This window comes from Agarivorans sp. Alg241-V36 (assembly GCF_900537085.1).
In the GTDB taxonomy this organism is placed as follows: Bacteria; Pseudomonadota; Gammaproteobacteria; order Enterobacterales; family Celerinatantimonadaceae; genus Agarivorans.
Genome location: NZ_UNRE01000001.1, coordinates 828,035 through 840,944, shown reverse-complemented (window position 1 = coordinate 840,944; position 12,910 = coordinate 828,035). Strand labels below are relative to the sequence as shown.

Annotated in this window: 13 protein-coding genes; all 13 read right to left on the bottom strand. The window is 38.7% G+C overall.

Annotated elements, in window-relative coordinates; translation table 11 throughout:
* Positions 1 to 332 precede the first annotated feature (332 nt).
* The 13 genes from G6R11_RS21860 to G6R11_RS03940 all read right to left on the bottom strand — a co-directional run bounded on the left by G6R11_RS21860 (position 333) and on the right by G6R11_RS03940 (position 12,327).
* Positions 333 to 458 carry a hypothetical protein gene (locus tag G6R11_RS21860; protein ID WP_255494534.1) on the bottom strand — a complete coding sequence of 42 codons (126 nt, stop codon included), beginning with the start codon at positions 456 to 458 and terminating at the stop codon, positions 333 to 335.
* A 20-nt stretch (positions 459 to 478) separates the two neighbouring features.
* Complete coding sequence (gene rfbA, locus G6R11_RS03995; RefSeq protein WP_163131668.1) at positions 479 to 1,396, bottom strand: glucose-1-phosphate thymidylyltransferase RfbA; 918 nt, start codon at positions 1,394 to 1,396, stop codon at positions 479 to 481.
* A gap of 8 nt (positions 1,397 to 1,404) precedes the next feature.
* Positions 1,405 to 2,481: a dTDP-glucose 4,6-dehydratase gene (rfbB, locus tag G6R11_RS03990; protein ID WP_163131666.1), complete on the bottom strand. Its 1,077-nt coding sequence runs from the start codon at positions 2,479 to 2,481 to the stop codon at positions 1,405 to 1,407.
* Between the two features lie 269 nt (positions 2,482 to 2,750).
* Positions 2,751 to 3,677 (bottom strand): SIS domain-containing protein, encoded by a 927-nt coding sequence (locus G6R11_RS03985; RefSeq protein ID WP_163131664.1) that lies wholly within the window; start codon positions 3,675 to 3,677, stop codon positions 2,751 to 2,753.
* A 1-nt stretch (position 3,678) separates the two neighbouring features.
* The gene (gene kdsB / locus G6R11_RS03980) at positions 3,679 to 4,428 is read right to left on the bottom strand and encodes a 3-deoxy-manno-octulosonate cytidylyltransferase (RefSeq protein ID WP_163131662.1); all 750 of its coding nucleotides are present in this window, start codon (positions 4,426 to 4,428) and stop codon (positions 3,679 to 3,681) included.
* A complete protein-coding gene (locus tag G6R11_RS03975; protein WP_163131660.1) occupies positions 4,425 to 4,985 on the bottom strand; it encodes an HAD family hydrolase in 561 nt (186 codons plus the stop codon). The genes kdsB and G6R11_RS03975 overlap by 4 nt, the downstream gene beginning before the upstream one ends.
* 4 nt (positions 4,986 to 4,989) lie before the next feature.
* Positions 4,990 to 5,787, bottom strand: coding sequence for a 3-deoxy-8-phosphooctulonate synthase (gene kdsA / locus G6R11_RS03970; RefSeq protein WP_163131658.1), 798 nt, complete (start codon positions 5,785 to 5,787; stop codon positions 4,990 to 4,992).
* Between the two features lie 101 nt (positions 5,788 to 5,888).
* On the bottom strand, positions 5,889 to 7,025 hold the full coding sequence (locus G6R11_RS03965) for a hypothetical protein (protein ID WP_163131656.1): 1,137 nt from the start codon (positions 7,023 to 7,025) through the stop codon (positions 5,889 to 5,891).
* 84 nt (positions 7,026 to 7,109) lie between these two features.
* The gene (locus G6R11_RS03960; protein WP_163131654.1) at positions 7,110 to 8,348 is read right to left on the bottom strand and encodes a hypothetical protein; all 1,239 of its coding nucleotides are present in this window, start codon (positions 8,346 to 8,348) and stop codon (positions 7,110 to 7,112) included.
* A gap of 15 nt (positions 8,349 to 8,363) precedes the next feature.
* Positions 8,364 to 9,152 carry a glycosyltransferase family 2 protein gene (locus tag G6R11_RS03955; protein WP_163131652.1) on the bottom strand — a complete coding sequence of 263 codons (789 nt, stop codon included), beginning with the start codon at positions 9,150 to 9,152 and terminating at the stop codon, positions 8,364 to 8,366.
* A 268-nt stretch (positions 9,153 to 9,420) separates the two neighbouring features.
* Positions 9,421 to 9,672, bottom strand: a complete 252-nt coding sequence (locus G6R11_RS21965) for a hypothetical protein (RefSeq protein WP_370525624.1) — start codon at positions 9,670 to 9,672, stop codon at positions 9,421 to 9,423.
* A 274-nt stretch (positions 9,673 to 9,946) separates the two neighbouring features.
* Positions 9,947 to 11,122 carry a glycosyltransferase gene (locus G6R11_RS03945; RefSeq protein WP_163131648.1) on the bottom strand — a complete coding sequence of 392 codons (1,176 nt, stop codon included), beginning with the start codon at positions 11,120 to 11,122 and terminating at the stop codon, positions 9,947 to 9,949.
* Between the two features lie 2 nt (positions 11,123 to 11,124).
* Positions 11,125 to 12,327, bottom strand: a complete 1,203-nt coding sequence (locus G6R11_RS03940) for a glycosyltransferase family 4 protein (RefSeq protein WP_163131646.1) — start codon at positions 12,325 to 12,327, stop codon at positions 11,125 to 11,127.
* Between the last annotated feature and the right edge of the window lie 583 nt (positions 12,328 to 12,910).

Genomic DNA, 12,910 nt, shown 5'->3' with positions numbered 1-12,910 from the left:
TGAACGCCTTTCAGTGGCCATTCAATGCCTACCTCGCTGTCACCTCAGGCTAAGTTGCGCTCATCACTCAAGTCGTAATAATCGGTGCAATAGCTTTCAAAATCCGCCACACCTCTAGTCACCACAAACCATGGACTAAGCTTAACGACACCTAAAACTAGCGTTTGCTGCCTTCGAACAGGGCGACTCCAGCCCAATGGGCAAGGGTGAGAGAGTTACCGACAACAGAATCAAATACGCCGCCCCGCACTAACTTGACTTGTGGCTTTGTTTTTTGAAAATGTAAGCCGCGCGCCCAGCCCAAAGAGAGAGTAGTTATTTTGCACAAAATCTTAGTCAACAATCGACAAAGTCTTATAGAGCTCTGATTGAAAGGCCGATAATAAACCGCGCTCATCGCCAAGCGCTTTAGGCTCGACAATTATTACATCACTAATACGAGTGTCTATTACATTCACTCTTGCGTTCTTTAATCCAATTATTGACTTAGCGTTTGAGCGCGCTGCTCATCTAACAAGCATTGTAAGTATTGTCCGTAACCTGTCTTTTTCAGGGCGTCAGCCTGAGCTTGCAGCCCCTCCTGACTCAGCCAACCTTGGTTAAAAGCAATTTCTTCTATACAGGCGACTTTTAAGCCTTGGCGATGCTCAATAGTTTGAACATATTGCCCCGCCTCTAAAAGTGAGCTATGAGTGCCCGTATCCAACCAAGCAAAGCCGCGCCCGAGGAGCTCAACGCTGAGAACGTCGCTCTTAAGATACGCCATGTTCACATCGGTAATTTCTAGCTCGCCACGCGCAGAGGGTATGATGGATTTAGCTATCTCGACCACCTGATTGTCATAAAAATATAAGCCAGTAACGGCATAATTAGACTTAGGAAGTTTTGGTTTTTCTTCAATACTTAATGCCTTACCTTGTCTATCAAACTCCACCACACCAAAACGCTCGGGATCGTTGACATGATACCCAAATACTGTAGCGCCAGAGGACTTACTTGTTGCATGTAGCAACTTGTCAGTAAAGCGCTGACCATAAAAAATATTGTCGCCTAAAATCAGCGCGACATTATCATCACCAATAAATTTCTCACCAATAATAAACGCTTGTGCTAAGCCATCAGGGCTGGGCTGCTCAGCATAGGTTAACGTAATACCAAACCTGCTGCCGTCACCGAGCAACTTTTGGTAATTGGGCAAGTCTTCTGGAGTTGAGATGATTAATATCTCTTTTATTCCTGAGAGCATCAGTACCGACAACGGATAAAAAATCATCGGCTTGTCGTAGATAGGTAATAAATGTTTAGAAATGCCAATGGTGATAGGGTGTAAACGGGTACCGCTACCACCCGCCAATACAATTCCTTTAAAAGGTTTAGCACTATTTGATGCTTTCATGTCAACTCCTAGCCTAAGCGCTCTAATTGGTAATCACCATTAAGCACCGCTTGCCACCATGGCTGATTAGACAAATACCATAGTACGGTTTTGCGAATGCCCGTCTCAAAACTCTCGTCTGGTGTCCAACCCAATTCATTGGCTATTTTCGAGGCATCTATCGCGTAGCGCGCGTCATGCCCGGGGCGATCTTTAACAAAGGTAATCAAATCTTCAAAGTGACTGTGCCCTGCCACCGCGAGCTTGGCCTTAGCCTCACTAGGGGCGAGCTCTTCTAACAAACTACATATGGTGCGCACTACCTCAATATTGGTTTTTTCATTGTGGCCACCAATGTTGTAGGTCTCCCCTACTTCACCCGTAGTCACTACTTTGTACAGCGCCCTTGCGTGGTCTTCTACAAATAGCCAATCTCGAATTTGCAAACCATCGCCGTATACCGGCAAGGCTTTGGCTTCTAGGGCGTTTAAAATCACATGCGGAATAAGCTTTTCAGGAAAATGATAAGGCCCATAATTGTTTGAGCAGTTAGTCACCACCACTGGCAAACCGTAGGTTCTATGCCATGCGCGAACTAAATGGTCACTGCACGCTTTAGAGGCCGAATACGGCGAGCTAGGCGCATAAGGGGTGGTTTCTAAGAATAAGTCCTCTGTGCCTTCTAAGTCACCATACACCTCATCGGTGGAGATATGGTGGAAACGGAAGTCATCCTTGGCCTTACCCGCTAAGCCAGCCCAATACTCGCGCGCCGCTTCTAATAAAGTATACGTGCCAACGATATTAGTTTGAATAAACTCACCCGGGCCATCAATAGAGCGGTCTACATGGCTCTCTGCCGCTAGGTGCATCACCGCCGTTGGCTTAAACTCAGCAAAGGCTTTGACCATCGCCGCTTTGTCACAAATATTGGCCTGCAAAAACTGATAACGCGGATTGGATGCCACCGCATCTAACGAGGCCACATTACCCGCATAGGTCAGCGCATCAACGTTTAATACGCCATCGTTGGTATTATCGATGATATGGCGCACAACGGCGCTGCCTATAAAACCAGCGCCGCCAGTGACGAGTATCTTATTCATTTAAAGGTCACTTAACATTGAAAATAAAGGAGTATTTGGAAACTACCACATAATAACAAATCATAGGCATTTTGAACCCCTCTTTGTTAAGCGATGTCTATTCGTTCCCACAAAATTTGCATAAGACCACCAATCGTTGCTCTATAATCGTTTGTATGCATTGTTAAGGAGTATTTATTTTAAAAGCTAGGCTACATACCCCTTGCCGCGCCTAAAACGATTTTTCTCGAACAAAATTTAACTGCGAAGGAGCAACAGACCCTAACAATCTATTTCCTTAATAAACCCACGACACTATCCGCCTCAAAAACTAACAATGCGTTAATCTTGTTTTCATCCATAACTTTAAATGCAGTCTGAATGCTAACTTCAGGTGAGGTGGAAACGGGGTCAAAAGTTGCAATATCTATTGCGGTTAGATCGAATACATCTTTCCCTCTACTTTCCATAGCACGCCGCAAATCTCCATCCGTAATAATTCCCGTTTTAGAAGACTCTAGAATTACCGCAAGTCCCAACTGTCCACTTGAAATAATATTAATAACATCTTTAAAAGGAGTATCTGGCTTTACTAGTGGTAAATAATCGGAAATCATCTCATCTCTTACTTTTCCAAGTAAGCGGCGACCAAGGCTTCCGCCAGGATGAAAGCGAGCAAAATTTTCTGGTTTGAAATTACGCTCTTCCATTAAACAAATCGTCAAAGCATCCCCCATAGCCAGCGTTGCAGTGGTCGAGGCCGTTGGAGCAAGTTGCAATGGACATGCTTCCTGAGGGACAGAAATATCCAAGTGACACTGCGCAGATTTTGCTAATGAAGAGGCTGGTCGACCAGTGATTGCGATAATAAAATTGCCATTATCACGCAAGAAAGGCAGCAATTTAAGCACTTCGTCTGTTTCACCGGAGTTGGATATAGCAATAAACACATCTTCTGGCTTAACCATACCCAAATCACCGTGGAATGCTTCTCCTGGGTGCATAAAAAAACCAGCTGTTCCTGTGCTTGCAAACGAGGCAGCAATTTTTTTACCAATAATGCCAGATTTACCCATACCACAAATAATAGTCCGCCCTTTCGTATTTAGAATTGCATCTACAGCATCTTCAAAAGACTGGCCCAACTGTGTAGCCATAAATTCTAAACCGCTAATTTCTGTGCGGATAACTTCTTTAGCGCGTTCAATAACTGACATATTAGCTTTCCATCAAATATTTAATGTTGACATAATCTTGCTTGGTATCAATACCATGGGGCGGTGCCTCTTCAACAATCGTTGCACCAATGCTCAAACCATTACTCAACGCTCGCAATTGCTCAAGCTTTTCCATCCTTTCTATAGCCGATTCTGGGTATTGGCAAAATTGCTGAAGACTTTTTACTGAATACGCATATATTCCAATATGACGATATATCATATCTACACAGTTAGGCTCATCACGGTTAAAGGGGATAGCTGAGCGAGAGAAGTAAACAGCTCGATTGTGCTCTCCCATAGCCACCTTCACTATGTTGGGATTAGTTACATCTTCAGTAGTTTGAATCGGTGATACTGCAGTTGTGATATCAAAATGTGGTCTTTCATTAGTAAAATTAATGAGTTGTTGAATTAATTGGCTAGGAATTAACGGCTCATCTCCTTGAACATTGATGACCAGCGTATCATTAATCCAATTAAGTTTATTCGCAACCTCATTTAACCGGTCCGTACCGCTGGCATGATCCACGGCAGTCATCAAGCAAGTTATCTCCAAGCGAGTCGCTTCTGAGTATATGCGCTGGTCATCTGTCGCTAACACAATATCTTCTGGTGCAACTCCTGCTTCAACTGTTCTTTGAAACACGTGCCAAAACATTGGTTTTCCGCATAATTGAAGCAAGGGTTTTCCTGCGAGACGGGAAGAGCCAAACCTAGCGGGTATCACTACTTTTATGGGAGGACTCATTGTTCGACACCAGTGAGGTCATCTAGAGCGATTTTTCTTAGCAATGGTTGATATATCTCCTTTAGCCCAATATTGCTTTGGCTCAGTAATAAGGTATCTACAAAATCTCTAACCATTCCAGAACCACCTTTATATGCAGATACCCAATCAGCTTGTTCTAGAACTAACTGATGAGCATCTGCAGGTGCTACGGATAAACCACATCGCTCCATTATGGGTAAATCGAGAACATCATCACCACAAAAGGCTATAGCATCAGCAGTAACATTAAAATTAGTGCAGATTTGTTCCAGCTTAGGAAGCTTGTGCTTACAACCCGTTTCGATGATATCAAAGCCTAGTTTCTGGCAGCGATTTGTTAACGCAGGACTTGCTTTACCAGATATAACACCAGACTTAATCTCATGCGCACGCAACAACTCAATAGCGAGTCCATCTTTTACATTGAATGCTTTACAAAATTCGCCAGACTCAGCCATATAAATGGTTCCATCAGTCATGACGCCGTCGACATCAAACAAAACCAACTTAATGGGGGTATTTAATTTAACAGCCATAATACTAAATCAATTTAGACTCTATAAAGGAACGGCGGTGAACAACCTCATCAATCTCTAAAAGAGTTTCAAGAAGCTCTTCCATATGTTTGAGAGGCAACATATTAGGCCCATCACACAGTGCGTTATCGGGATCTGGATGGGTTTCCATAAATAGTCCATCTATTCCAACTGCAACAGCCGCACGCGCAATAGCTGGCACATGATACCTATTGCCACCAGTTGAACCGCCCAAGGTACCAGGCATTTGAACACTGTGGGTTGCATCCATCACCACTTTACAACCAGTCTCCTTCATAATGTTTAAACCGGGCATGTAGTTAACTAGTTGACCAAAGCCGAAACTTGTTCCTCTATCACAAAGCCAAATATCTTCATTTCCAACAGTTCGACACTTTTCTACTACAGGCGCCATATCTGCTGGGTGCATCCACTGTCCTTTTTTGATATTTACCGGTTTGCCTATAGATGCGACGCGTTGGATAAAACCTGTTTGACGTGACAAAAAAGCAGGGGTTTGTAGGACATCAACTACTGAAGCAACCTCTTCCAGAGGAGTGTCTTCGTGAACGTCAGTTAACACCTTTAGACCTAATTTATCCTTAGCTTTTTGCAAAATCTTCAATCCTTCATCAATACCGGGACCTGTGAAAGCATTTACTGAAGATCGATTAGCTTTCGTGAAAGACGACTTTGCAATATATTCAATACCAAGATTACTTGTAATCTCTTGTAACTGTGCAAAAGTATCTAGAACTAAACTTTCAGATTCGATGACACATGGACCCGCAATCAAAAACATAAATCCCCCTTAAGATAAAGTCACTAAATGGTTAAATTTAAAAATGCTTAGCCTATAGTTCATTATTAACTGCAAACTAATTAAAATATAATTTCAGAATACTATGGTTTGTTACTTATTATTAACTTTCCCTTTCTAACCATAGGTATCAACATTGTAAAAAATGGGATATAAATCATCAAGCCATACCCAAACCCTATAAAAAATGGCCGCTGCAACAAAATTAAAAACATCGCTAACGCAGGAAACACAAACTGTTTTCTTAGTAAGACAAAGCACAAAAAAAGAAAGGATGTCACCACCTGGATAAATAAGTAAAGCAAGCCTCCAATATAAAGAGGAGTTACCGGAGATGAACTAATATCACCATGTTCTTTACAAATACTTCCCGGACGTTCTGAACACTCATAATTACCAAATTTGATAATATTTTCACTAGCAATTCTATTAAAATTCTCCAACTGCTGTAAGCGATTGCTATCCAAAAGCGCCTCAATCGTTAACCTATTTGTAAGAAAGCTCATATGATCATAGAGTAGAAAAACCAAGAACATAAGTGAAGCAGCTAGGAATATAGAATATTTTAATCGTATCGAAACGATAACATACAATAGCAAAATGAATATATGAGCTAAACTGAAGGTAAATACCCCCCCTAAAAGAATAGCTAAAGACCCTTTCTTACTTTTTTTAGTAACTTCTCTAAGAACAACGATTACAGTCAAGACAAAAGAAAACATTCCTGGCTCATCATATATAAATCCTCCTCGAATTATGTTCCCAAAGGTGCTATGACTTAAAGAAAACAAATATAAAGAGGCAACCCTCCCATCAGGATTCTTAATATCAACTAGCGCGTCACCACCGAAGAACCTATAAAGGAAAGATAAAAAAGCCAGAAAAATCGCAACATAGGCAAATTTAGTTAAAATATCACAAAGAATATTAACCAAGATTTTGTCGTGGGCTATTCGATAGGAGCAAAATATAACAAATGGAAAGAATATAAACCTATTAAAATAGATAGCATTTTCAATGACCATTGTATTTATCAAAACTATACAGATGAACACAATTAGTAAAGATAATGATGAAAAACTTATACCGTCTTCGGAAAGATAGTAGAAAAACAACCCTAACAACACTGGATAATAAATTACTATAGTTGGCACACCAATTAAACCTGACAGGAGAGGTGAGTATGCAATACACATCAACCAAAGACAGGAAGCTGACACTAACTTTCTTTTGCTTATCAAATACGTAACCGACAAAAAACATCCTACATGTTATGAAATCATTAAATTACCGCGTGAAGTTTATCAAAAATTACAGCTAACTTTCAGTTTTCTTTCTATTTCCTGAAGTATGGAAGTATCAATAGGTTCTGAAGAAAAATAATCAACATCAATAAGGTAATGATGGATGTACTTCTTAGTTCTCTCAAAGTCAAAACCACTATAAAGGGCCCGACCAAGAACCAAAGTTTCTTTTCTATATATTAATGACTCAAGACCGACTGTAGAATTAATCGTTACCACAGCATTAGCACATTTGATAAGTTCATTTGTATTACCAGACACAAGCTTAAACCCTATCTCATCCTTAAGCTTATTGTAAGTTGAAAGTATTTCATGGCTTGTCTCTGCTGGGTGGACTTTAACATATAAATCTAAGCCTTTAGAGTTAGCGTATACTTTAGCTTTCTTCAAACCTAAAATATTATCTACGTCACTATTAAGAATTAACTGTGAATCGAATCGAACTTGTGTCGGAAAGAAAACATAACCTACACTACTTTCATACTGTTCACCTACTAAACTACTTATTTTCTTACGCCCTACGCCTAGAGAAAAGCGTTTCTTATAAAGAAGCTTTAAAAAATCGCCCCCCCTTTTTAAAAGAGAGACACTCTCTTCCCTAATCCCGTAACCTAGGTAACTAAAGATACTATCGCTTATATACGAAATAAAATGTTCTATCCTAATTTTACTTTGCGGCAATGGTTTGGATTTATATTCTTCATAGCCATCGATCCAAGCATTATGCTCGTTATCCGATACGGGTGGGATTTCATCTAATAATCCAGGTTCACTATACAAAGAAGATTGAGCATTGACCCCCTTAATATCAAAAAACATTTTACGAGGGAAGTTACCAATCTCGCAGTAAATGCAAGCCTTAAGATTAATTTTCATGTACTCAGCGAAAGCTTTTTGAGATGCAGCATTCCCATTAAATATCATTCCATAACTTACTTCATGAATATTCAAGTCAATTTTATTTAATAGTTCAAAAACCGTAGAGTATACTAGCTGAGCTTTTTCAACAGATTGGCTACCTCTATAAACATGAGTACAAGACCGTATGACTTGCTCATCGCTAGGTAGGTGAGTTATACAGTCTTGTAATGGCCCAAGCAAGAACACCTTGTATTTACGTGAGAGCTTTACTGAAATATAATGTTTTGTAGTTACAAAAAGACATTTTTCGAGTGTAGCTTGCGCATACCTCTCAAAAAAATTTAGCCTGTCAATGTTATCAATAAATATTAAAACCATAATGCTAACTTCCTCTTAAGCTTCAATCTTATGTTTTAACTTGAGTAGTAAAAGACCAAGACTTGTCCCCTTCAAGTTAAAAACAACAGCTCTTTTAAACTCCCAAAGATAATAATCAATTAGATAGAACCGAGACAAAGAATATGATAATACGATGCGCCTTCTTTCGCACCGAGATACCCGGTCAATAACTGATGAAACACCGTGAGTATCATATATTGAAATAATGTCCCCTATCCTTTTAAACTGATAGCCTAGAGACTTTATCTTATAAAAAAAATCAATTTCTGAATGAAGCTTAAAAGAAGTGTCAAATGGGTATTTCTTATGTACTTTACTTCGTACTATACAAGATTGATGGCAGAAGGGGAGATGAAAACGAACTTCATCAAACGACTTAGATGAAACACTCATAGTGTAAGCCTCATAAGCATTGCAGCGACTACCGTAAACAACATCATAACCATTTGAGTTATAGATCAATTTTGATAAAGCTGAATTTGTGTAAAAGCTATCTCCACCATTCATAAAAGCGATCCATTCACCAGAAGAACGCTCTAAACCCTTATTCATCGCGTCAAAAATCCCTTCATCCCTTTCACTAATCCAGAGGAAGGGGATATTTAGTTCTTCAGCTTTTACTTTATATGCTGTGAGTACTTCTTGAGTATTATCTGCAGAGCCACCATCGATAACTATAATCTCGATATTCGAATAGTCTTGTTCTAAAACTGAATCTAATGTATCAGCCAACTCTTGAGCAATATTAAAACAGATTGTTACTACTGAAATCTTATCCATCATTCTATTTATTAATCTATTAGTTATTCAATGAAAATTAAGTTGGAATTGGAAATTAAAAGGCATAAAATTTAAACTATATAAAAACCTTTGTATTAATTACCCACAAAAAAAATCACTGAGTGTATATTTCCAGAAAAACATACAATTACCATCACTTCTCCCACTTGGGCGTTGTAATTACGCAAACTCAGCTTGTCACTTGGCGGTTGCTTGTATAGGCTTTCGGCAGCCCATGATAGTATACGTGCATCATAGCTTGGTTGTATTTTCATTCTTCTAGCTGTTCATTCTTCAGCGCTTTAACTGCTTGATTGTGTTTAGGCCCTATCTCCCAGTATACAGCGTTCTTCCTTGGAGAACTGACAGGAATCACTCCTTTACCTTTTAGTGCCGTGTAGCAGCTATTAGCGTCATAGGCGCCGTATGCAGAGACCTTGCCTATTTTGCGGCGAGGTGGATTTAACCGTTTGGGTAAAACTTCACGATCAAGCACTGAATCGAGGGATGCCGCTGTGCTCACTACTACATGCGTATCAGCATCAACAACAGCGTGAAATTTACGCCGTACTCGACGCCTTGTAAGCTTGCGCTTGCACCACGATGTTATAGCAGCATCCTCCAACTAAAAGCTATTGAGCTTCGCAGAGTTAAAGCCTTCTTGTATTGCTTCCAGTAAACTATGTAAATTTTTGCTTTGCCCATGATACGATGTCACTGACTATAGTGGTTTAACTCGCCGATCGCTATATGGTGAAAAAGGTCAAATTGATTTAAGCAACAACCGACTATATAACTCAACCTATCGAACCAACTGCTTTCACTATAGGTTGTAGTTTACTACTCCAAGAATGATTGTTCGAGACATAGTTATGCGCACATATTGCAATATTTTCAGAATAGGAGCAGTCGTTTTTTAATAGAAGGATATGCTTTATAAAATCTTCAACAGTATCCGCGATCAAAATATCTTGTCCTACCTGAGCTTCCAATCCTTCAAGACCAATAGATGTTGAGATTGTTGGAACTCCTAGCGCCATGTATTCCAGTATTTTATTTTGAACACCAGCACCAAGCCTCACTGAACAGATAGCAGCTAAAGCTCCATGGGCGTATTCGCAGACGTTGTCTACGGATCCAGTTACTATCACGTTATTTAAAGATTTCAATTGAGCTTCGTATCTTTCAGGGATTTTTCCAATGACATGAAATTCGAACTTACATATTTTAGATAATTCGGGCATAACTTTTTCTGCAAAAAAATATGCAGCATCAAAGTTCTGTGCCGAATGCATATTTCCAATAAAAATCAGTTTATTGCTACCAGTAACAAAATTGTAAGGAAGTGCGGTTATATCAACACCATTAGAGCTTACCACCACTTTTTGGCAAACTTCACTATCATTACTATACAAAAAGCTTTTATCATATTCTGAAATAAAGCTAACATAATTAAAGTATTTAGGGATATCTTTTTCGTACCGTTCAACTCTTTTCCTCTCCAACCTATAAATAAGTCCCTTTAAACCTGCGTAGCTTTCAGTTTCCGAGACCCTTTTGTAATTCAAAGATAATGCATCGGTCATTTCTAGTATTTTGGGCATATCTAAATCTTTTACATAATCAGATACTCTTATGAGATGAGGAACGACAACATCATGATCTATTGCTAAACCTTTAACCATTCTTTGAAATCTTCGTGATTTATAATATGAAACTTGCATAGGTTCGTTCAGTATAAAACGTGAAACGACACTTAGATACGACTTCCATTTAGGAAGAAAACAACGATGTATAGAATCGAAAACAGTGTCTGAAATGACCATGCTCATCTCGCTCTTGCTCTCACATAAGGTAACCAGTGTTATAGAGTAATATTTAGATAGCTCTTTGCAAATTTGATAGATTCTCAACTTATCCCCGCCAACAACAGGGAAAGGGAAACGAGGTGTTATGACTAATATTTTTTTCATCATTACCCCTTACACAACTTACTTTTATATACTTCAACGTACTTTTTAGCTACAACTTTACTATCGAAATATTTTAAAACTTTTTCTCTGCCTCTACTAGAAAGCATTTCATAATTTGAATTATCAAGACACCACTCAATACCAAATGCTAGGTCTTTAGTATTTAACTCTTGAGCTAAATAACCATTAACCTTATGCTCAATCAGATCACTATTTCCTCCTATATCAAAACCAACAACTGGTGTTGCGCAAGATAGACTTTCCATTATTGCATTCGATAAGTTTTCTTGTAGGCTAGGTACTACCATCACATCTACAGCACTGTACAAACTAACTAAACTAACATCATCAGACAACATACCTACATAATGTACCTTACACCCTAAGTCAGGAGGAGTTAAAGGTTTACTTGAACCAAAGACAACAAATTCAATATCAGACCTATTTAGTTTTGATAATGCATCTGATAGTTCTTTAAATCCTTTTCGCGGATCACTAGTAGCTGCTATAGCTCCAAAAAGAACTAGTTTTTTATCTTCGGGCAGTCCCCACAATTGACGAGATACTTTTTTATCAATCGGTTTATATATTTCTGTATTAATGGGGTTAGGTAAATTAATAATTTTTTTCCCATTAAAGGCGGGGCTATTATTAGCGCAATCTTGGATCCAGCGACTTAATCCGACAATAGACATATTTTCAATTTTAGAGTATGTTTTTTTCTTTCTATTAAAAATCTTAATATCTAATTTTCTTTGGGCGTTACTAACTTGAGTCTCCTCATAATGCCAGCCTCCACTTAAGGGCCAAGCATCATGTAAACTCCAAACAATGGGAGCATTGATTTTTTTTAAGTCCTCAACTCGAATCATACCGTCATTGACCCAATGAAGATGCACAATATCGGGCTTCATCGAATTTATCTTTTGTATGATTTTACCAGATGGTAACCAGGAGTTACTGAATAAGGTCGATGCCTTATTTTCGATAAATAGACACGGTAAAGCATCAAAGAACGGCCTCAGCTTGCTAAGCACTTTTTCATATAGTGATACTGGACCGACAACAGTATAATCATCACTCTTTTTGTTTTGAACTAACATTTTGCAATCAATTTCTTGCGCTAACAATGCTTGATGAAGACGATACGCTGCACGAGCGGCACCTCCATTTATATCAGATGTATTTACTATTAAAACTTTCATTTTATTCTCAATCTCACTTAACTAACGTTAAGTGTATTTATTTAAACAAAATAGCGTAGGTTACTATTCATTAGATTACCATGGGCATGTATATGCTTTGTTAAGCTAGTGAAAGAGAACGAAAGCTCTTTAATCATTATCCCACGTAGCTTTTTCATCTTCTTAAGTACTGACTAATACTCGTCGGATTCTTGGAAAAAGTTCTGCTTAATGTGTTTACTACAAGCTATGTTCAACGCTTAATCAAATTCATAAATACGTTGCTGATCTTATTTGAAAATAACGAACTATATTCAGTGCCGCAGGTTCTCAATGCGCTATTGACTTCTTATCATTTTTGAGGTCAACCCTAAAGACGGATAGTCTGGGAATATGGTACAAAGATTCATAACTTCCTTTTCCTTTTAAACTTCTATATATCCACAGCAACAACTATTTTAGCTTCAGACCACTTTTTCTCAGAGTTTTATTGAACGCTACTGTGATTATATATAATTCACTAATTTCAGTATACAACGCACTTTCCCCTCGAAAATCTATGACTATTGCTTATCCTCTGGTAAAGCACAATAATCTGGAATTT

Bases quoted from the DNA above. Each gene is read 5' to 3' on its own strand.
- kdsB (WP_163131662.1), bottom strand. From the start codon at position 4,428: ATGAGTCCTCCCATAAAAGTAGTGATACCCGCTAGGTTTGGCTCTTCC.
- G6R11_RS03985 (WP_163131664.1), bottom strand. From the start codon at position 3,677: ATGTCAGTTATTGAACGCGCTAAAGAAGTTATCCGCACAGAAATTAGC.
- G6R11_RS03940 (WP_163131646.1), bottom strand. From the start codon at position 12,327: ATGAAAGTTTTAATAGTAAATACATCTGATATAAATGGAGGTGCCGCT.
- rfbA (WP_163131668.1), bottom strand. From the start codon at position 1,396: ATGAAAGCATCAAATAGTGCTAAACCTTTTAAAGGAATTGTATTGGCG.
- G6R11_RS03955 (WP_163131652.1), bottom strand. From the start codon at position 9,152: ATGATGGATAAGATTTCAGTAGTAACAATCTGTTTTAATATTGCTCAA.
- kdsA (WP_163131658.1), bottom strand. From the start codon at position 5,787: ATGTTTTTGATTGCGGGTCCATGTGTCATCGAATCTGAAAGTTTAGTT.
- G6R11_RS03945 (WP_163131648.1), bottom strand. From the start codon at position 11,122: ATGAAAAAAATATTAGTCATAACACCTCGTTTCCCTTTCCCTGTTGTT.
- rfbB (WP_163131666.1), bottom strand. From the start codon at position 2,481: ATGAATAAGATACTCGTCACTGGCGGCGCTGGTTTTATAGGCAGCGCC.
- G6R11_RS03960 (WP_163131654.1), bottom strand. From the start codon at position 8,348: ATGGTTTTAATATTTATTGATAACATTGACAGGCTAAATTTTTTTGAG.
- G6R11_RS03975 (WP_163131660.1), bottom strand. From the start codon at position 4,985: ATGGCTGTTAAATTAAATACCCCCATTAAGTTGGTTTTGTTTGATGTC.